15 protein-coding genes are annotated in these 19,837 nt (G+C 65.9%); 12 read left to right on the top strand and 3 right to left on the bottom strand.

Annotation, left to right across the window (positions count from 1 at the left end; all coding sequences use genetic code 11):
* Position 1 precedes the first annotated feature (1 nt).
* The 4 genes from ISF28_RS25490 to ISF28_RS25475 all read left to right on the top strand — a co-directional run bounded on the left by ISF28_RS25490 (position 2) and on the right by ISF28_RS25475 (position 3,713).
* Positions 2-799, top strand: coding sequence for a prohibitin family protein (locus ISF28_RS25490; RefSeq protein ID WP_198119979.1), 798 nt, complete (start codon positions 2-4; stop codon positions 797-799).
* Between the two features lie 250 nt (positions 800-1,049).
* Positions 1,050-1,625: a porin family protein gene (locus ISF28_RS25485; protein ID WP_198119978.1), complete on the top strand. Its 576-nt coding sequence runs from the start codon at positions 1,050-1,052 to the stop codon at positions 1,623-1,625.
* 58 nt (positions 1,626-1,683) lie between these two features.
* On the top strand, positions 1,684-2,130 hold the full coding sequence (locus tag ISF28_RS25480) for a MarR family winged helix-turn-helix transcriptional regulator (RefSeq protein ID WP_198119977.1): 447 nt from the start codon (positions 1,684-1,686) through the stop codon (positions 2,128-2,130).
* Positions 2,131-2,150: 20 nt separating this feature from the next.
* Entirely contained in the window at positions 2,151-3,713 is a 1,563-nt protein-coding gene (locus ISF28_RS25475; RefSeq protein WP_198119976.1) for a DUF6351 family protein, read from the top strand.
* A 68-nt stretch (positions 3,714-3,781) separates the two neighbouring features.
* Here the strand turns inward: ISF28_RS25475 and ISF28_RS25470 are convergent, their stop codons facing one another.
* Positions 3,782-6,247 carry a TonB-dependent receptor gene (locus ISF28_RS25470; RefSeq protein ID WP_198119975.1) on the bottom strand — a complete coding sequence of 822 codons (2,466 nt, stop codon included), beginning with the start codon at positions 6,245-6,247 and terminating at the stop codon, positions 3,782-3,784.
* Between the two features lie 233 nt (positions 6,248-6,480).
* Here ISF28_RS25470 and ISF28_RS25465 point away from each other — a divergent pair, with 233 nt between their 5' ends.
* The 4 genes from ISF28_RS25465 to ISF28_RS25450 are packed head-to-tail and all read left to right on the top strand — an operon-like array spanning position 6,481 to position 11,831.
* On the top strand, positions 6,481-7,488 hold the full coding sequence (locus ISF28_RS25465) for a LacI family DNA-binding transcriptional regulator (RefSeq protein ID WP_229519378.1): 1,008 nt from the start codon (positions 6,481-6,483) through the stop codon (positions 7,486-7,488).
* A gap of 59 nt (positions 7,489-7,547) precedes the next feature.
* Complete coding sequence (locus ISF28_RS31305) at positions 7,548-9,890, top strand: glycoside hydrolase family 65 protein (RefSeq protein WP_370663498.1); 2,343 nt, start codon at positions 7,548-7,550, stop codon at positions 9,888-9,890.
* Positions 9,890-10,546 (top strand): beta-phosphoglucomutase, encoded by a 657-nt coding sequence (gene pgmB, locus ISF28_RS25455; RefSeq protein ID WP_229519377.1) that lies wholly within the window; start codon positions 9,890-9,892, stop codon positions 10,544-10,546. Before ISF28_RS31305 ends, pgmB begins: the two co-directional genes overlap by 1 nt.
* A 34-nt stretch (positions 10,547-10,580) precedes the next feature.
* The gene (locus tag ISF28_RS25450) at positions 10,581-11,831 is read left to right on the top strand and encodes an MFS transporter (protein WP_198119974.1); all 1,251 of its coding nucleotides are present in this window, start codon (positions 10,581-10,583) and stop codon (positions 11,829-11,831) included.
* A 141-nt stretch (positions 11,832-11,972) separates the two neighbouring features.
* Here the strand turns inward: ISF28_RS25450 and ISF28_RS25445 are convergent, their stop codons facing one another.
* Positions 11,973-14,078, bottom strand: coding sequence for a sensor domain-containing protein (locus ISF28_RS25445; RefSeq protein WP_198119973.1), 2,106 nt, complete (start codon positions 14,076-14,078; stop codon positions 11,973-11,975).
* Between the two features lie 90 nt (positions 14,079-14,168).
* Entirely contained in the window at positions 14,169-14,984 is an 816-nt protein-coding gene (locus ISF28_RS25440) for a hypothetical protein (RefSeq protein WP_229519376.1), read from the bottom strand.
* A 355-nt stretch (positions 14,985-15,339) separates the two neighbouring features.
* Here ISF28_RS25440 and ISF28_RS25435 point away from each other — a divergent pair, with 355 nt between their 5' ends.
* The 4 genes from ISF28_RS25435 to ISF28_RS25420 all read left to right on the top strand — a co-directional run bounded on the left by ISF28_RS25435 (position 15,340) and on the right by ISF28_RS25420 (position 19,716).
* On the top strand, positions 15,340-16,680 hold the full coding sequence (locus ISF28_RS25435; protein ID WP_198119972.1) for an MFS transporter: 1,341 nt from the start codon (positions 15,340-15,342) through the stop codon (positions 16,678-16,680).
* 102 nt (positions 16,681-16,782) lie between these two features.
* Positions 16,783-17,733, top strand: a complete 951-nt coding sequence (locus ISF28_RS25430; RefSeq protein ID WP_198119971.1) for a glycoside hydrolase family 43 protein — start codon at positions 16,783-16,785, stop codon at positions 17,731-17,733.
* A gap of 12 nt (positions 17,734-17,745) precedes the next feature.
* Positions 17,746-18,804: an aldose epimerase family protein gene (locus tag ISF28_RS25425; RefSeq protein WP_198119970.1), complete on the top strand. Its 1,059-nt coding sequence runs from the start codon at positions 17,746-17,748 to the stop codon at positions 18,802-18,804.
* Positions 18,805-18,828: 24 nt separating this feature from the next.
* Positions 18,829-19,716, top strand: coding sequence for an SMP-30/gluconolactonase/LRE family protein (locus tag ISF28_RS25420; protein WP_198119969.1), 888 nt, complete (start codon positions 18,829-18,831; stop codon positions 19,714-19,716).
* The last annotated feature ends 121 nt before the right edge of the window (positions 19,717-19,837 follow it).

Genomic DNA, 19,837 nt, shown 5'->3' with positions numbered 1-19,837 from the left:
ATTGAACGCGGCCAAGAGGCTCGTCGTCGCGGTCGTCGTGCTGGTCCTGCTGTTCGCGCTGGCCCCGTTCGGGACGGTGCCGGCCGGCTACCGGGGCGTGATGACGACGTTCGGCAATCCGAGCGACCAGGTGCTGAGCGAGGGCATCCACTTCCGCGTGCCGCTGGCGCAAAAGCTCAACCTCGTCAACGTCTCGATCCAGAAGGGCGAAGGCGACGGCGACGCCGCCTCGCGCGACCTGCAGACCGTGCACACCCGCGTGGCGCTGAACTACCACGTGCGGCCGGATGCCGCCGTCACGGTGTTCCGCGACCTGGGCAACGAGCCGGGCCAGCGCATCATCATCCCGTCCGTGCAGGAAGCCGTGAAGGCCGTCACGGCACGCTTCACGGCCGAGGAACTGATCGCCAAGCGCACCGACGTGCGCGACCAGATCGTGGCGCAATTGCGGCAACGGCTGGCCCGCCACGGCATCATGGTGGACGAGTTCTCGATCGTGAACTTTAATTTTTCGCGCTCGTTCAACGAAGCGATCGAAGCGAAGACGACGGCCGAGCAGCTCAAGCTCAAGGCCGAGCGCGACCTGCAGCGCATCGAAGTGGAAGCGAAACAGCGCGTGGCCCAGGCCAAGGCCGAGGCGGAATCGCTGGCCGTGCAGCGCCAGCAGGTGACGCCGGAACTGATCCGCCTGCGCGAGATGGAAAACCAGCGCCTGGCCATCGAGAAGTGGGACGGCAAGCTGCCGAACGTGGCGGGCGGTGCGATCCCGTTCATCAACGTGGCGAACGAAGCGAAGTAAGCACCACAATTGTAAAAAGATGAAACAGAAATGGCGCCGGCGTACGGCCGGCAACCCGCAGCCTACGTCGCGCTATTTCTTGCAATAATCGTTGCCGCATTGCCATGCATATTTGCCTTTTCGGTCAGTTGTCTGCATAGCGGTAACAGATCCTTACCATTCCCGCGTTTTTGCTTTTTGAACACATTGCTATCGTGGCGGCCGTCGCGATCGATCCGGATCGCGCAAACGACCAGAACAGGAGATAGCCATGAAAGCATTGACCTTCGTCCTCGCCGCCGCCGCGCTCGCCGCCGGCACCGCCGCCCGGGCCCAGCAATCGTCGACCGCATCCGGCACGCCGGACTACCATCCGTACGTCGGCGCCGGCGTCGTGTCCGCGAACAATATGCTGACGGACAGCCGCCATGCCGACGCCAAGATTTTCGGCGGCATCGATTTCTCGAACAACCTGGGCATCGAGGCGGGCTACGTGAATTTCTCGCGCCAGGAACGGCAATTTTCGGAACAGCAGACCGGCATTTCCGGCGGCGTCACGGGCGTGACGAAGGGCTATGGCACGTATCTCGCGGCCAAGTACACGGTGCCCATCAACGACCGCTTCTCGGCCTACGGCAAGCTCGGCGTGTCGCACAACGAGCGCCAGTACAAGAGCAACGTCGGCTCCAACACCGACATCGACAACGGCGTGTACGCCGGCCTGGGCGCGCAGTACAAGCTGAACGAGAACCTGTCGCTGGTCGGCGAGTTCGAGCAGTACGGCGAGGGCAAGCGACTCGGGGCGCGCGCCGGCGTGTGGTCGGCAGGCCTGAAGGTCGGTTTTTGATCCCAAGTCGGGAATGGCTGCTAAAATAGTTTAATTATTAAACTATTTTCGGACCGCCATGACGCTGAACCGGGAGGCACTGGCCGAGCTGCTGGGCTTCCGCCTGCGCCGGGTGAACCTGGCGCTGTCGCGCGAGTTCGCCCGGGCCACCGGCGACTACGGGTTGCGGGAGGGCGAATTCACCTCGCTGGCCACCATCGCCTCCAACCCGGGGATATCCCAGGGCGAGATCTGCCGCGTGACCGGACTCGATAAATCGTCCGCCGTGGCGGTGATCGACGACCTGGAGCGGCGCGGCTGGATCACGCGCGCGCGCGCCCCCGACGACCGGCGCCGCCACGTCCTCCGGATCGAACCGGCGGGCCAGCGCGCGCTCGAGGATCTCGTCGGCCGCACCCGGGACATCGAGGGCGAGGTCCTCGCCGCCTTGACCGATGCCCAGCGCGGCGCGCTGTTTGCCGCGCTGGACGTGCTGGTCGAACGCGTGCTGGCAGGCGACCGATAACACCACGAACTGGAGACGTCATGCGAATCGCCCCCCTCATGCTCATTGCCCTGCTGCCCGGTGCGGCGCTGGCGGACGACCTGGCCGCGCGCTGCGCGGCGCTCGGCAAGTCCGGCCTCGACGACGTGCACGTCACCGCCGCCCGCATCGAAAGCGCGCCGGCGCGCCACTGCCTGGTGCAGGGCGATTTCGAGCGCCGCACCGGCGCCGACGGCAAGCCTTACGCGATCCGCATGGAATTGCGCCTGCCCGACGACTGGAACGGCCGCCTGCTGTTCCAGGGCGGCGGCGGCATGAACGGCTTCGTCGCGCCGGCCCTGGGCGGCGACATCAACGCGCAGTCGAGCCGTCCGACGGCGCTGGCGCGGGGCTTCGCCGTCGTCAGCACCGATACCGGGCACGTCGCCGCGAACGGCGCCGACGCCAGTTTCGCGCGCGACCAGCAAGCCAAGCTGAATTACGCGTACGCGGCCATCGGCAAGGTCGCGCTGCGGGCGAAGGCATTGACTGCCGCGCTGGGCGGACGGGCGCCCGCGCACAGTTATTTCATGGGGTGTTCGAACGGCGGGCGCGAAGGCATGCTGATGGCGCAGCGCTATCCGACCCTGTTCGACGGCGTGCTCGTCTCCAATCCCGCGTTCAATCTGCGCGATGCAGCCGTGCTGTCGTACGCGACCGGCAAGGCCTACGACCGCGCGTCCGGCGGGGCCGCGGCGCGCTACGTCACGCCGGCCGAAGGGGCGCTGATCCGCGGCGCGCTGCTGGACAAGTGCGACGCGCTCGACGGCGCGCGCGACGGCATGATCTTCGACCACGCGGCCTGCCGCTTCGACGTCCGGACGCTGGCCTGCAAGCCCGGCCAGCCGGCCGGCACCTGCCTGGCGCCCGCGAAGGCCGACGCCATCGCGCGCGCCTTCCAGGGGCCGCTCGACGCGTCGGGCAAGCCGCGCTTCACCCCGTGGACGTGGGACGCGTCGGTGTTCACGCCCGGCTGGCTCGGGTGGCAGACCGGCGGCGTCAACCCGGACGGCAGCACGAATACCGGCCTGCGCGACCTGGTCGCCAGTTCGCTGACCGGGTACTTCGCATATCCGCCCATCGACCCGGCCAGCTTGACCGGCGGGGAGGACGACGTCGAACGCCTGCTGCGGGCCAGCGAGCAAACCGCGGCGTGGACCGACGCCACGTCGACCGATCTCGGCACGTTCGCCGCGCGCGGCGGGAAGCTGATGCTGATCGACGGCTGGTCCGATCCGATCTTCAGCGCCGACGACCTGGTGCGCTGGCACGAACGCCTGGCGGCCGACATGCGGCAGGCCGGCGGGAAGCCGGCCGACGATGTCGCGCGCCTGTTCATGGTGCCCGGCATGACGCACTGCGCCGGCGGCAATGCGCTCGACGACATGGACGGACTCTCCGCGCTGGTGAAATGGGTCGAGCACGACGACGCGCCCGCGTACCTCACCGCCACCGGCCGCGCCTTCCCGGGCGTGAGCCGCCCGATCTGCGCGTGGCCGAAGATCGCCCGCTACAAGGGCAAGGGAGCGCTCGACGACGCCGCCAGCTTCGCTTGCGAACGTTGATGGAAAAAAAAAGGCGGGACCGGAGTCCCGCCAAGAGGGTACAGCAGAGGAGGCGATAAAGCGTTACATCAGAAGCGGTAGGTCAGCGACGCTTCCCACGCGCGGCCGAAGATCGGACGGGCGTTGATGGGGCCGACGCTGCTGCCGACGAGGCGCGAATTGCCTTCGGTCAGGCCGAGTTCGTTGTTCACGTTGGTGCCGGTGACGCGCAATTCCAGCTTGTCCGACAGCTCGGCCAGGATGCCCAGGTCCAGCGTGTTATACGACGGCAGGTACTGGGTGTTCTGCTGGTCGGCCCAGCGCGCGCCCACGTGCGCGTAGGTGCCGTAGAAGCGCAGGGCGTAATCCCCGATCGGCAGGCGGTAGCTGGGCGAGAAGCGGTACTGGAACTTCGGCTGGCGCTGCACTTCGTTGCCGGCGATGGACGGGTTGTCCTTGTACGTGGAATCCTGCCAGTCGCCCGTCAGCTGCAGCTGCAGGCCCGCGATCGGACGCACGGCCAGTTCGAATTCCAGGCCCTTGCCGTGCGAGCCGCTCACCGAGTACAGCACGCCGTTGGTCGTGATCTGCTGGAACGAGATGCCCGTGAAGTCGGCGAAGAACGCGTTCACGTAGGCGCTGTACAGCGGGGTTGCGGTCTTGTAGCCGATCTCGTACTGCGTGACTTTCGGCGTCGGGACGCGGTTGCGGTCGTTCACGACGTCCTGGCTGCCGGCGTTGCGCAAATCGTCGAAGTAGATGAACGTGTGGCCCCGGTTGGCGCGCACGAACACGCTCGAATCGCGCGTCAGTTTATACAGGCCGCCGGCCGTGAACGAGTTGGCGGAGTCGTCGCGCGACAGGCCCGTGAAGCTGCCGCTCGGCTGCGACGTGCCGTTGTTGTACACGGTCAGCGGGTTGTTGTCCGTGTCGCCCGAGGTCAGGTTCGAGATCGAGCCCGAGATGTGCTGCTTCTCGTGGCGCATGCCCGCGTCGACTTTCACGCGGTCGTTGATGCGCCATTCGTCGGCCAGGAACACGGCCGTGTTGTTGCCGTCGTACGAGGCGATCGGGGCGTAGAACACATTGCCGTCCGTGCCGTTGTGCGCGACGACGACGCCGTTGTCCAGCTTGACGTCGATGAGGCGCGCGTTCGGCGTCGCGGTCATCAGGTGGCTGTTGCCGAGATACCAGACGTCGTGCGACGAGTAGTTCGCGACGTAGGCGCCGGCCGTCACCGTGTTGCCGTGGCCGATGTCGCGGCTGACGCGGAATTCGTCCGTGAACGAGCGCAGCTTCTTCTCGACGGCCCACAGGCCCGCCTGCACCACCTGCTGGTTGCCGGCCACGGCGCCGCCGCCGTTCACATAGGTGATCGCGCCGCTGGTGGCCGGCGCGCCGGCCGCGGCCAGCACGGCCGCATTGCCGTTGTTCGCCGCGATCGCCTGGCTCACGTAATCGGCCGCGCTCAGCGGGTTGTTACCCGTGAACATGGCGATCGTGTTCAGGTCGCCCTTGAAGTCATTGAATTTGTTCGACACGTCCCAGCCGTTCAGCTTTTGCTGGAAGTCCGCGCCGACCAGGTTCGACGACAGGCCGCGGCCGTCGCCCAGGTCGTACGTCAGCGTCTTGCCCGGACCCGCCTCCACGGTGAAGTTGCGCATCTCGTTGCTCATCAGCGTGCCGCGCAGCGGATCGAAGCCGGGGAACGAGGAAATCGTGTGGCCGTTGTTCGACGAGATCAGCGGCACGCCCGTATAGAACGCGTTCTTGTCGGACGTGGAGCGGGCATAGACCGTCAGCTCGCCCTGGTCCAGCTTGCGGGTGAGGGAGCCGGACAACTGGCCGCCGTCGTCGGCCGGGAAGCCGGAATCGCGCACGCCGTGCGTCGTGCGGTAGAAGCCGCCGATCATGCCGTACCAGTGGTCGGCGATCTTGCCGCTGTAGACGCCGTCGACGCGGCGCAGGCTGCCGGTGCCCGTCGTGAAGCGCAGGCTGCCTTCCGGTTCGTCGTCGCCTTTCTTCATGATGAAGTTCATCGTGGCGCCCGGCTGGCCGCTCGAATAAATCGTGCTCGGACCGCCGCGCAGCACCTCCACGCGCTCGATCGTGTCGTCCAGGCGGAACGCGGACGAGCCTTCGAAGAACGACAGCACCGGCACCGGGAAGATCGGGTTGCCGTTCATCTGCACCGACACGAACGGCGAGTCGCTGCCCGACGGGAAGCCGCGCACTTCGATGTTGGCGCCGGACTGGCCGCCCGTCGCCTCGGCGTACACGCCTGGCACGATCTTCAGCACGTCGGCCGTGCTGGACGGGGCGGCCTGCTTCAGTTGCTCTTCGGTCGCGGTGGTGATAGAGAAGCTCGTGTCGATCTTGCGCGTGCCGGAGGCCGACGCCGTACCGGTCACGACGACTTGCTGGATTTCCTGCTGCACCGAGTCCTGCGCAGGAACGGGCGAGGCCTGCTGGGCGCTCGCCTGGGACTGGGCCACGAGTGCGACGACGGCGAGGGCAACTGCCGACAGTTGGGGGAACTGCATGGTGTTTTTCATATTGTGCTCTCTTGTACGATTGGGAACCGGCTGCGGGGCGTCTCCTCCCCGTTTTTCCTGTCGATTGATGGTTCGACAAGGAAAGTCCGGCCATTGAAACACTGGATGACATCGATGTCAATCAAAATGCTATCGATGTCATTTTTTGTCGACAGCGCAAAAAAATCTGTCATAATGCGTTCCGCTCAAGTAACCTGTTATCGCTATCCCAGCATTACCGAACACGAAGAACCATGGCGCAAGCGAAAAAAAACCTGCCCGGCGACACCGCCGTGACGATGGAAGACCTGGCGAAGATCGCCGGCGTCTCCACGATCACCGTGTCGCGCGCGCTGCGCGACAGTCCGCTCGTGACGGAAAACACGCGGGAAAAGATCCGCAAGATCGCGCAAGAGCAGGGCTACCGCTTCAACATCAGCGCGCGCAACCTGCGCATGCGCCGTTCGTATTCGGTCGCCGTCGTCGTCGAGATGACGCCCGTGAAGGGCCGGCCGATGTCGGACCCGTATCCGCTCGAACTCCTGGGCGGCATCACGCAGGAACTGACGACGGCCGGCTACAGCGTCGTGCTCACCTCCAAGCAGTTGCTCGACACGGCCCCGGTGCAGGGTGCCGACGGCCTGATCCTGCTGGGCCAGGGCTCGCACGGCGAGGCCGTCAAGGCCTTGCAGCACACCACCTTGCCGCTCGTCGTGTGGGGCGCGCCGGAAGACGGCGCCACCTATACCGTCGTCGGCTCCGACAACCGCAAGGGCGGCGCCAGCGTGGCCGAGCGCTTCCTGGAGCAGGGCCGGCGCAAGCTGATCTTCGTGGGCGACGTCGACCACGCCGAGGTGCAGGAACGCTGCGCGGGCTTCATCGATGCCGTGTCCGGCCGCGCCACCGTGCACATCCTGCGGCCGAAGGCGTTCACGTTCGAGGCGGGATTCGATTGTGTGACGTCGCTGCTGAAAAAGAAGAGCGGCCACAGCATCGACGGCCTGTTCGCCGCCAGCGACTTGCTGGCGATGGGCGCCATCCGCGCGCTGACGGAAGCGGGATTGCGCGTGCCCGACGACATCTCCGTGATCGGCTACGACGACACGCCCGGCGCCGCCAGCTTCGTGCCGCCGCTGACGAGCGTCCACCAATACCTGCGCGACGGCGGCGTGCTGCTCGCGAAAAAAATGCTGGCCAAGATCGAAGGCCAGCCGGCGCATTCGGAAATGCTGCCGACGACGCTGATCGTACGCCACACCTGATCGCCCCCGACCACCGACAAGCTTGAAAACGCGCGCCGCGCACGAACGAGGAAACTGAAGTGACGAATGACATCGATACCAAAAATGACATCGATAACAACAGCGCGATCGCGGCCGAGCCCTGGCGCATCCGCGAAACGGTGTTCGATCCGGCGCGCGCCTTCCTGCACGAGACCCTGTTCACCTTGGGGAATGGCTGGATCGGCATGCGCGGCACGCCGGACGAAGGCACCGCCGGCGGGGCCGGCGAGACGCTGGAAGGCACGTACCTGAACGGCTTTTACGACACGGAAGCGATCCGCTATCCGGAAAACGCCTATGGCCTGGCGCGCGTGAACGAATTCATGCTGAATGTGCCAAACGCGAAGCGCGTCGCGGCCGTCGTCGACGGCGAGCGCTTCTCCATCGATGGCGGGCGCGTGCTGGCGTGGGAGCGCACGCTGGACTTGAACACCGGCCTGCTCGCGCGCACGGTCGACTGGGAGACGGCGAGCGGCAAGCGCCTGCGTATCGCTAGCCGCCGCCTCGTCTGCCTCGCACGCAAGCACGTGGCGGCGATCGAATACGCCGTCACGCCGCTGAATTTCGCGGGAACGGTCAGGATCGTCGCCGACGTCGACGCGGCCGTGACGAATCTGCAGGCGGGCGACGATCCGCGCGTCGGGTCCGCGCTGACGGGAGCGTCGCTGGTCGAGACCGGGCGCGAGGTCGGCGCGCGCGACGTCCTGCTGCTGCAGCGCACGCGCCACAGCGGTTTCACGCTCGCCACGGCGACGGACGTCGCGGTGGCCGCCGACGTCCGCGTCGAGCAGCTCGACCTGGGTCACGCGTTCGAGGCCGACGTCGCGCAGGGTGCCACGTTCACCTTGCACAAATTCGTCGCCTACGCCAGTTCGCGCGACATGGGACTCGACGCCGTCGGTCCGCACGCCCGCGCCGAACTGGCCCGCGCCCGCGCGGACGGCTTTGCCGCGCTGGCGGCGGAGCAGGCCGACTACCTGGCGGGCTTCTGGCGCGAGGCCGACGTCGCCATCGCCGGCGACGACGCGCTGCAGCAGGGCGTGCGCTTCAACCAGTTCCACCTGCTGCAATCCGTCGGCCGCGACGGCCGGACGAACATCGCGGCCAAGGGCGTGACGGGCGAGGGCTACGAGGGCCACTATTTCTGGGACACGGAAATCTACGTGTTCCCGTTCTTCCTGTTTTCCCGCCCCGAGATCGCGCGCGCGCTGCTGCAGTACCGCTACAACGGCCTGCCGAAGGCGCGCGAGCGGGCGCGCCGGATGGCGCACGCCAAGGGCGCGCTGTACCCGTGGCGCACGATCGCGGGCGAGGAATGCTCCGCCTACTTCCCGGCCGGCACGGCGCAATACCACATCAACGCGGACGTCGCGTACTCGATCCGCCTGTACTTGCTGGCCACGGGCGACTTCGACTTCATGGCGGAGCAGGGCGCCGAGATCGTGCTGGAGACGGCGCGCATCTGGACCGGCATCGGCAGCTACGACCGCAAGGGCCGCTTCTGCATCAACGAAGTGACGGGGCCGGACGAGTACACGGCCCTCGTCAACAACAACTACTACACGAACGCGATGGCGCGCATGCACATGACGTTCGCGGCGGACGTCGCCGAGCGCCTGCGCGCCGAGCGTCCGGACGACTATGCGCGCGTGGCGCAGGCCATCGGCCTCGCGCCCGACGAAATCGCAGCATGGCGCGCGGCCAGCGCCGCCATGTTCCTGCCGTACGACGACGACCTCGGCATCCACGAGCAGGACGACAGCTTCCTGTCGAAGAAACCTTGGGATTTCGCGAACACGCCGCAGGACCACTACCCGCTGCTGCTCAACTACCACCCGCTCGTCATCTACCGCCACCAGGTGTGCAAGCAGGCCGACGTCGTGCTGGCGCTGCTGCTGCTGTCGAACCAGTTCTCGCTCGAGGACAAGCGGCGCGACTTCGATTTCTACGAGCGCGTGACGACGCACGATTCCTCGCTGTCCTCGTGCATCTTCAGCATCGTCGCCAGCGAGATCGGCTACCGCGACAAGGCTTATGCCTACTTCATGGAGACGGCCCGCCTGGACCTCGACAACACGCACGCGAACACGCAGTACGGCGTGCACACGGCCGCGATGGCCGGCACGTGGCTCGGCGTCGCCTACGGCTTTGCCGGCATGCGCCTGGACGACGCCGGCCTGCGCTTCGCGCCCACGCTGCCGGACCGCTGGACCGGCTACCGCTTCAAGGCGCAGGTGCGCGGCGCGCTGCTGGACGTCGCCGTCGACGCCACCGGCACCGACTACCGCCTGCTGCGCGGCGAACGCCTGACGTTCGCGCACCGCGGCACCACGATCGCGCTCGACGCGCAACGCGCGCACATCCGCATGGAGAACCCATAATGCATCCCCGCATGGTCAGCAAATTCAAAGCCGTGATCTTCGACCTCGACGGCGTCATCACCGACACCGCGCACTACCACTACCTGGCCTGGAAGCGCCTCGCGGACAGCGTGGGCGCGCCGTTCGACGAAGCGTTCAACGAACAACTGAAAGGCGTCGACCGCGTGGGGTCCCTGGAACTGATCCTCGCGCGCGCGCCGCGCACGTACGCGCCCGAGGAAAAACGCAGCCTGGCCGACGCGAAGAACGGCCATTACCAGGAACTCATCGCGACCATGACCCCGGCCGACCTGCTGCCGGGCGCCCTGCGCGCGCTGGAAGACGTGCGCGCGGCGGGCCTGAGGATCGGCCTCGCGTCGGTCAGCCGCAACGCGTTCACGGTGCTGGACCGCCTGGGCATCCGCGACCGCTTCGACGACGTCGTCGACGCCGCCACCATCGTCAACGGCAAGCCGGATCCGGAGATCTTCCTCACCGCGGCCGCGCACCTGGGCGTGGCGCCGGCGGACTGCCTGGGCGTGGAAGACGCCGCCGCCGGCGTCGCGTCGATCAAGGACGCGGGCATGGTCGCGGTGGGCGTCGGCAGCAGGGACGTGCTGCACCGGGCCGACCATGTGATACCGTCGCTGGCAGCGTTCCGGCTGCAAGACTACTGACACGTCGCGCACGATAAAAAAATACGGAGACAACGTGAACCAACGACGCATCCTGCTGGCCCTGTTCCTCATCTACTTCATGTTCGCCATCCTGCTCAACAGCGTGGGCACGGTGATCCTGCAGGTCATCCACAACTACGGCGTCGACAAGGGCGCGGCGAGCGTGCTGGAAGGCTTCAAGGACCTGCCGATCGCGATCGTGTCGTTCCTCGTCGCGTCGACCCTGCCGCGCTTCGGCTACAAGAAGGCGATGCTGCTGGCGCTCGCGATCGTCGCCGTCGCCACCTTGGCGATGCCGCTCGTGCCGGGCTTCGCCACGGCCAAGCTGCTGTTCCTGTGCGTGGGCGTCGGGTTCGCGCTGGCGAAGGTCTCGGTGTATTCGACCATCGGCCTCGTCGCGCGCGACCGCAAGCAGCATGCCGGCATCACGAACCTGCTGGAAGGGTTCTTCATGGTCGGCGTGCTGTCGGCGTACTGGATCTTCGGCTTCTTCATCGATTCCGACCATCCGGCGTCGACGAGCTGGCTGAACGTGTACTGGCTGCTTTCCGGCCTGTGCGTGGCCACGTTCCTGCTGGTGCTGTCGACGTCGTTCGACGAGCGGGGCGCCGCGCCGCCGCACAGCCGCGGACCGGCCGCCGACTTCGTCGAGATGCTGCGCCTGTTCGCGCGCCCGCTCGTGTGCGTGTTCGTGCTGACGGCCTTTCTGTACGTGCTCGTCGAGCAGGCCGTCGGCACGTGGCTCCCGACGTTCAACAACGAAATCCTCAAGTTGCCCGCCGCGATGAGCGTGCAGGTCACGAGCATCTACGCGGGGTGCCTGGCCGCGGGCCGCCTGTCCGCCGGCTTCATCATGCGCCGCCTGAACTGGTATCCGGTGCTGAGCGTGTGCATGCTGGCGATGGGCGCCACGGTGCTGCTCGCGCTGCCGCTGACGCACGGCATCGCCCACGATCCGAACGTGACGTGGGCGACGGCGCCGGTGGCCGCGTTCCTGTTCCCGTTCATCGGCCTGTTCATGGCGCCGATCTACCCGGGCATCAATTCCGTGATGCTGAGTTCCCTGCCGCGCCACCAGCACGCGCCGATGACGGGGCTGCTCGTGATCTTCTCGGCGCTCGGCGGCACGACAGGGTCGCTGATCACGGGGTATGTGTTCGGGCATTTCAACGGGCATTTCGCGTTCTACCTGACGCTCGTGCCGATCACGCTGATGCTCGGCAGCCTGTACGCGTTCAAGCGGCAGGTGGAAAAAGTGATACCGGAGGTGGCGGTTACAGCGTAGGGTGGGCGGGGAGGTAATGCCGGGGGCATTGCCTCCGCCCACCATGCGTATGCGGTCCGCAAACGTTTGGTGGGCGCGGGGCGCCCACCCTACACGTTCGCGGAGCCGTAATCGGTAACCGAGACGAGGTGAATCGATGGGTTACGTGTCCGGTTGGTGGCACCCGGGTTCGTCTTTTTGGGCCAGCAGCAGCGCCCGGAAATCGCTGGCGCGCATCGGCTTGCCGATCAGGTAACCCTGCAGCACGTCGCACCCCGTCGAGCGGATCGCTTCCTTCTGCAGCTCCGTCTCGATGCCTTCGCAGATCACGTCCAGCTGGAGCGACTTGGCGAACGCGATCACGCCGTTGACGATGTCGAGGCAGCGCCGGTCCTGCCCGATCTCGCGCACGAACGAGCGGTCGATCTTGATCGTGGTGATCGGCAGCTGGCGCAGGTAGGACAGGTTCGAATAGCCGGTGCCGAAGTCGTCGAGGGCGATGCGGAAGCCGTCGTCCTGCAGTGACCTCAGCACGGCGGCCGCCTTCTCGATGTCCTGCATCAGCATGCTCTCCGTGACTTCCAGCTTGATGCACTCGGCGTCCAGGCCGTAGCGCTCGACGAGGTTCTTCAAGAGGGGCGGCAGGTTCTCGTCCGTCAGCTGGCGCGGCGAGACGTTCACCGCCATCCGCAGGCGGTAGCCCAGCAACTCCCATTCGCGCGCCTGGCGGCAGGCCTCCTCGCAGACCCAGGCGCCGACAGCCGTGATGGCGGGCGAGCCTTCCAGCATCGGCAGGAACAGGTCGGGCGCGAGGACGCCGAGGCGCGGATGTTCCCAGCGCAGCAGCGCCTCCGCGCCGACGACGGCGCCGTTGGCGGCGCTGACCTGCGGCTGGTAGAACAGCACGAACTGGCGCCGGTCGAGGGCCGAGAACACGTCCTGGCGCAGTTCCAGGCGCTGCTTGAGCAGGTGGCGCGCGTGCGTCGAGAACACGGCGAACGTGTGGCGGCCATTGTCCTTGGCCTCGTACATGGCGGCGTCCGCGTTGTTGAGCAGTTCGTCGGCCGAGTACTCGCCGCCGCCGCCGATCGCGATGCCGATGCTGGCGCCGACGGCGACGTGTTGCCCGTCGACGGGAATCGGCATGGCCAGTTGCTGCAGGACGGCGCCGGCCACACCTTTCGCGCCCTCGATATCCATCCGTTCGAGCACGAACACGAATTCGTCGCCGCTGATGCGCGCCACGGTGACGCCGTCGCGCGCCAGGCTGCCCAAGCGGCGTCCGATCTCCTTCAGGGCCAGGTCGCCGGCGCGGTGGCCGTGGGCGTCGTTGACTTCCTTGAAGTGGTCGAGGTCGACGAACAGCACGCCCACCTCCCGCTGTTCCTCGGCCGAGCGCGCGAGCGCCTCGTCGAGCGTGCGCAGGCAGGACAGGCGGTTGTGCAATCCCGTCAGGCTGTCGTGCGTGGCCAGGTGCATGAGCCGCGTCTCGGCTTCCTTGCGTTCGGTGACGTCGGCAAAGAACACCGTCAAGCCGTCGCGCGACGGGTGGGCGCGCACTTCCAGCCAGATGCCGAGCGGCGGATAGAAGGCTTCGCAGCTGGCGAATTCCTGTTCGTCCAGCGCGCGGTGGTAGGTCTGGTAGAACGGCCCGCCGACGCCTTCCGGGAACTCGTCCCACATGCACTTGCCGATCAGGTCTTCCGGCCGGCGCCCGACCCAGGTCGCGCCGCGCTTGTTGATGTAGGTGAAGTGCCATGCGCGGTCGACCGAGAAGCAGCCGTCGCCGATGCCCTCCAGCACGGTGCTCAGGCGTTCGCGCGCCTGCACGGCTGCCTGCTGCGCTTCGACGACCTCCGTCACGTCCTGCAGGAAGGCGACGAAGTGCGTGGGCGCGGCGCTGTCTTCGCGCACCGGGAACAGGTGCATGCGGCTCCAGAACAGGCTCCCGTCCTTGCGGTAGTTGCGCAGCAGGGCCGTGCAGATTTCGGCGTGTTCCACGCAGTGGCGGACGCGCGCGATTTCGGGCTGGTCGCGATCGTCGCGCTGCAGGAAGCGGCAATTGCGGCCGACGACTTCGTGCAGCGCGTAGCCCGTCATGCGCTCGAACGCGGGGTTGACGTAGGCGATGGGATTGTCCGGCAGGCTCGCGTCGGCGATGATGATGCCCGTGTTGCTCGCTTCGATCAGGCGCTTGAAGAACGGCACCGGCAGATGCTCGACTTTTTCGAGGAGGGAGCGAACCTCTTCAGGAGAACAATTCTGCATGATCGTCGACCTCGGGCCTGGACGCTGCCAGTGTAACGCCGGGTGCGCTTCGCATGCAGCACGAAAGACAGTCGTGCCCGCCTTTGTTGCCTACACGCCGGAATCGTGCCGATCCACGCCCAACGCCGCCATTTTCGCGTGCAGCGCGCGCCGGTCCGCATCGATCTGCGCGCCGTTCGTGCGGCTCGACAGCGCGGCCTTGTCCTTGCGGCCCAGGAAGTAGGCGATGCGTTCCGCATTGGCGCCGGACGGGTGCGGGATGCCGTGCAGGATGCGTTCCGGGGCGAGCACGCCCTGCCTGGCCAGCCAGTCGAGCGCGAGACCGACCATGGGGCCCAGCGGCACGTAGACGGCGTCGGGCAGCGACCGCGCCTCGGCCGCGAAATAGTCGAGCAGCTGGGACTGCAGCAGCGGCGTCGTCAGCATGTTGGGCGCCGCGCCGTTGTAATTCTTGTCCGTGACGAACACCGGATGGCGCAGCACGGCCGTCACGTGCATCAGGTGCGCGTGCGCGTCGAACAGCGACGCGCAACTGGCGATGCCGAGCCAGTGCTGCAGCCCGACGTGGTCGAGCAGGGCGACGAGGTTGGGACGGATCGCGCCGGAAAACGCGCCCGTGTACTTGGCCGCGCGCAGCATGTCGTCTTCCGGCGTGCCCAGCGCCAGGTGGCGGCGGGCTTCGCGCACGGCGTTCTTCCATTGCACGAAGCCGGGCGAGATCCCGACCAGGACCAGGCGCGCCGCGGAGTTCACGTAATCGAACGGGATGTAGTGGACGCTGAGCGGGGCGGCGCGCGCCAGCAGGAAACCGTCGGGAATCTGCGCCGGGGTCGCGACGGCGTCCGGATCGGTGTCCAGGATCAGGTCGCGGAATGCGGGAAACGTGGCGATGGCGGGCGTCGGCATGCGTTCATGGGAATGTTCGGATACCTCGCATTGTGCCACGTGTAATCGATGTCATACGGCCGCAGTCGGTGTTAAAGATACGAAAAACGATATCGAAGTTGCGGAAAAATTGATTTGATCGTTCTCAATCGAGCGCCTAACATTACCGTTGAGCATGCCAGTGCAGAAATAACAATACCTACATAGGAGACGTATGAAACCCATCGCAACGGGCCGTTTCGCGCCCGCTTCCCGCACTTTCGCATTGCGCGGCACCGTCGCCGCACATGGATTGTAGTTTCTGATCGTTAGGAAATAATGAGGGTGCTGCCCGGGAAATCCGCGTAGCACCCTGTTCGCTTGGAAGGACGTCCGCATGCAAACCCAGAAACTCTCCACGCTCGAAAAAGTGGGCTTCGGCGCCGGCGACATGGCGCTCAACGTGGTGATCTCGTCGATGATGCTGATCATCACCTTCTTCTACACGGACGTCTACGGACTCAAGACGACCGACCTCGCGCTGCTGTTCGTGCTCGTCAAGATCGTGGGCGCGTGTTCCGACCTCGTCGTCGGCCAGATGACGGATACCTTCCTCAGCCGCTGGGGCCGCTACCGTCCCTACCTGCTGTTCCTCGCGGTGCCGTATGGCCTGTCCGTGTTCGCCGTGTTCAGTACGCCGGCCTGGAATTACGACGCCAAGCTCGTGTGGGCGTATTCCACGTATATCCTGATGACCCTCATGACGTCGGGCGTGGGCGTGCCGTACATCTCGCTGATCAGCGGCCTCACCAGCGACCCGCAGGAGCGCCTGTCCGCCAACGGCTACCGGCTGTTCCTGGCCAAGGTCGGCGCGTTCATGGTCACCATCGTCGTGCCGATCCTCGCGCAGCGCTGGGGCAACGGCAGCCAGGCCGCCGGCTACCAGGCGGCGATGGCGCTGATGGCCGTGCTGGGCGTCGTGCTGTTCCTGTTCACGTTCTTCACGACGACCGAGCGCGTCGTCTACAAGACCCGCCGCCAGCCGCTGGTGGAACAGATCAAGGTGCTGGCGCAGAACGACCAGTGGCTGATCCTGTGCGCCGTCTGCGTGACGGGCACCATCGGCTACGTGATCCGCGGCTCCGTCGCGATCTATTACGCCAAGTATTATCTGCACGGCGACACGGCGACCGTGTCCGCATTCCTGTCGACGGGCGTCGCGGCCGCCATCATCGCGATGGTCGTGTCGACGTGGGTGACCAAGTTCTATTGCAAGGTCAAGCTGTTCCGCTACACGCAGCTGACGGTGGCGGTGCTGTCCGTGATGATTTACTTCCTCGTCAAGCCGGGCGACACGGCGCTCGCGTTCTTCCTGTATTTCCTGCTGTCGCTCGTCGTCGACCTGCACGCGCCCGTGTTCTGGTCCGCGATCGCCGAGACCATCGACTACGGCCAGGTCAAGACGGGCAAGCGCGTGTCGGGCTTCGCGTTCGGCGGCATCTCGGTCGCGCAAAAGGCCGGCATGGGACTGGCGGGCGGCATGGTGGGCCTGCTGCTGAATTATTTCCAGTACCAGCCGAACCAGGAGCAGGGCGCGCTGGCGCTGCATGGCATCGCGCTGATGCTGTCCGTGATTCCGGGCTTCTTCCATTTCCTGATGGGGGCGTTGATGTTCAAATACCGCATCAGCGATGAGTATTATTCGACCGTCAAGGAAGAGCTTAGAGTCGGCGCGTAGGGTGGGCACCCCGTGCCCACCAATGCACGCACCGCGGTGACGCATTGGTGGGCGGAGGCCGCCCACCCTACGTCAGACGAAACGAATTTTTTGGATTAGGCCATGCAAGACACCGTACTGAAACCCCTCATCGAGCAGCGCGCCGACCCGTACATCTACAAGCACACGGACGGCTATTACTACTTCACCGCGTCGGTCCCGCAATACGACCGCATCGAACTGCGCCGCGCGCGGACCATCGCCGAACTGGCCGCCGCGCCCACCGTCGACGCGTGGATCAAGCCGGACACGGGCCCGTACAGTGAACTGATCTGGGCACCGGAGCTGCATTTCAATATGGGGGCGTGGTACGTCTACTTCGCCGCCGCGCCGAGCCGCGAGATCAAGTACAAGCTGTTCCAGCACCGCATGTACGCGATCCGCAACACGAACGCGAATCCGCTCGAAGGCACGTGGGAATTCATGGGCCAGGTCGACACCGGCATCGACACGTTCTGCCTGGACGCGACCACGTTCAACCACGACGGCCAGCTGTACTACCTGTGGGCGCAGAAGGACAACGAGATCGAAGGCAATTCGAACCTGTACATCGCGAAAATGAAGACGCCGTGGCAGATCGAAGGCAAGCCCGTGCTGCTGTCCAAGCCCGAATACGACTGGGAAATCCGCGGCTTCTGGGTCAACGAAGGACCGTCTGTCCTGCGCCGCAACGGCAAGATCTTCATCTCGTATTCCGCCAGCGCCACCGACGAGAACTACGCGATGGGCCTGCTGTGGGCGGACGAGAATGCGGACCTGCTCGATCCGGCGTCGTGGACAAAGTCGCGCGAGCCGGTGTTCCGCACATGCTACGATCACGGCATCTACGGACCCGGCCATAACAGCTTTACGTATGCCGAAGATGGCGATACCGTCATGCTCGTGTACCACGCGCGCACCTATACGGAAATCGTCGGCGATCCGCTGTGGAACCCGGACCGCCATACCTTCGTCAAACCGCTGCGTTGGGACGACAACGGCATGCCGGTATTCGGGCGGCCTTCCACCCTCTGAGGACATAACAACGTGCAAAACGGAATCACCCAGGCGCCGTTCGGGACCTTGCCCGACGGCAGGCAAGTCACCCAGTACACGCTCCAAAACAATCGCGGCATGGTCGTGAGGGTCCTGGATTTCGGCGGGATCATCACCGAGATCCACGTCCCGGACCGCGACGGCGTCTTTGCCGACGTGGCGCTCGGCTTCGAGACGCTCGCACCCTATGTCAAGGACAGCCCGTATTTCGGCGCCCTGATCGGCCGCTACGGCAACCGCATCGCCAAGGGCCGCTTCACGCTGGACGGCAAGGATTATCAGCTGACGACGAACGACGGCAACAACCACCTGCACGGCGGCAATCCGGGCTACGACAAGGTGCTGTGGACGGGCGTCGTCGAAGGCGATAGCCTCGTCCTGCGCTATGACAGCCCGGACGGCGAGCAGGGCTACCCGGGCAACCTGGTGGCCACGGTCACGTACCGCGTGACGGACGACAACGAGATCGTCGTGCGTTTCCACGCCGTCACCGACCAGCCGACGCCCGTCAACCTCACGCAGCACAGCTATTTCAACCTGGCCGGCGCGGGACAGGGCGACATCCTTGCCCACGAGATCACGATCGACGCCGACAAATTCGTGCCCATCGACGCGGAATCGATCCCGTTCGGCGAACTGGCGCCCGTGACCGGCACGCCGTTCGATTTCCGCAAGCCGCGCGCGATCGGCGAGCGCATCGGCCAACCGGACAAGCAACTGCGCCACGGCACCGGCTACGACCATTGCTGGGTGCTGAACAAGCGCCCCGGCGACCGCGCCCTCAAGCGCGCCGTGCACGTGCTGGAGCCGGTGTCGGGCCGCGTGCTGGAATTGTTCACGCAGGAACCGGGCGTGCAGTTCTACAGCGGTAATTTCCTGGACGGTTCGCTGGAGGGCAAGGGTCACCCGTGGATCTTCCGCAGCGGCTTCTGCATCGAACCGGAACACTACCCGGATTCGCCCAACCAGCCGTCGTACCCGAACACGATCCTGCGTCCGGGCGAGGTGTACGAAACGGAATCGCGCTTCCGCTTCTCGGTCGCGCAATAAGCAAAAAGAGCAAAGAGGCTTGCGATGACGATGGAACTGGCGGTGGATGGCCGGCACGTGCTGGGCGAGGGGATCATCTGGGACGACAGGGCCGGGTGCCTGTTCTGGACCGACATCGAACGCAGCGAGCTGTGGTCGCATGCGCCCGCGACGGGCGCGTTGCGGCGCTGGCCGCTGCCGGAACGGCTCTGTTCGCTGGCGCTGACGGGCGCCGAAGGCCGCCTGCTGCTGGGATTGGCGTCCGGCCTGGCGTTCTTCGACCTGGCGAGCGGCGAGGTCGAACGCATCTGCGACGTCGAAGCCGACCTGCCCACCACCCGCCTGAACGACGGCCGTACGGACCGCCAGGGCCGTTTCGTGTTCGGCGTGTTCAACCAGGCCGAGAACCCGAAAGAGCCGATCGGCAGCTTTTACCGCCTGAACCACGATTTGTCGCTGGAACGCCTGCCGCTGGGCGGCGTCGCCATCGCCAACAGCATCTGCTTCAGCCCGGACGGCCGCACCATGTATTACGCGGACTCGGGCACGCGCGAGATCCGCTGCTGCGATTACGATCCGGACACGGGCGCCGTGGCCAATCTGCGACAGTTCGTGGCGGCCGACGTCGCCCCCGGCGATCCGGACGGCTCCACGATCGACGCCGACGGCTATCTGTGGAGCACGCGCTGGGGCGCCGGCCAGGTCGTGCGCTTCGCGCCCGACGGCAGCGTCGACCGCGTATTGTCGTTGCCCGCGCCGCAACCGACCTGTCCCGCGTTCGGCGGGGCGGACCTCGACGTGTTGTATGTCACTTCCGCAACAGTCGGGCTGCGCGCCGGCCAGCTGGCGGACGCCCCGAAATCCGGTGGCGTCTTTGCGCAAGCCCTGCCGATTCGGGGTTTACCAGAGGTGTATTTCGCCGGACAGCGCTGATTGCGTTAACATTGATGCCGATAACGATATCGATCCCTGCTAAAAATTGATTGGAAAGTTATCTTATCGGCCTTTAGACTTTCTCCATCGCTGAGCTTGGCATCACCAAGGCACTCAGAAA

The sequence above is a fragment of the Massilia rhizosphaerae genome, assembly GCF_016093545.1.
Classification (GTDB): Bacteria; Pseudomonadota; Gammaproteobacteria; order Burkholderiales; family Burkholderiaceae_D; genus Telluria; species Telluria rhizosphaerae.
The sequence above is the reverse complement of the archived record's forward strand: the minus strand, read 5'-3'. Positions and strand labels throughout refer to the sequence as shown.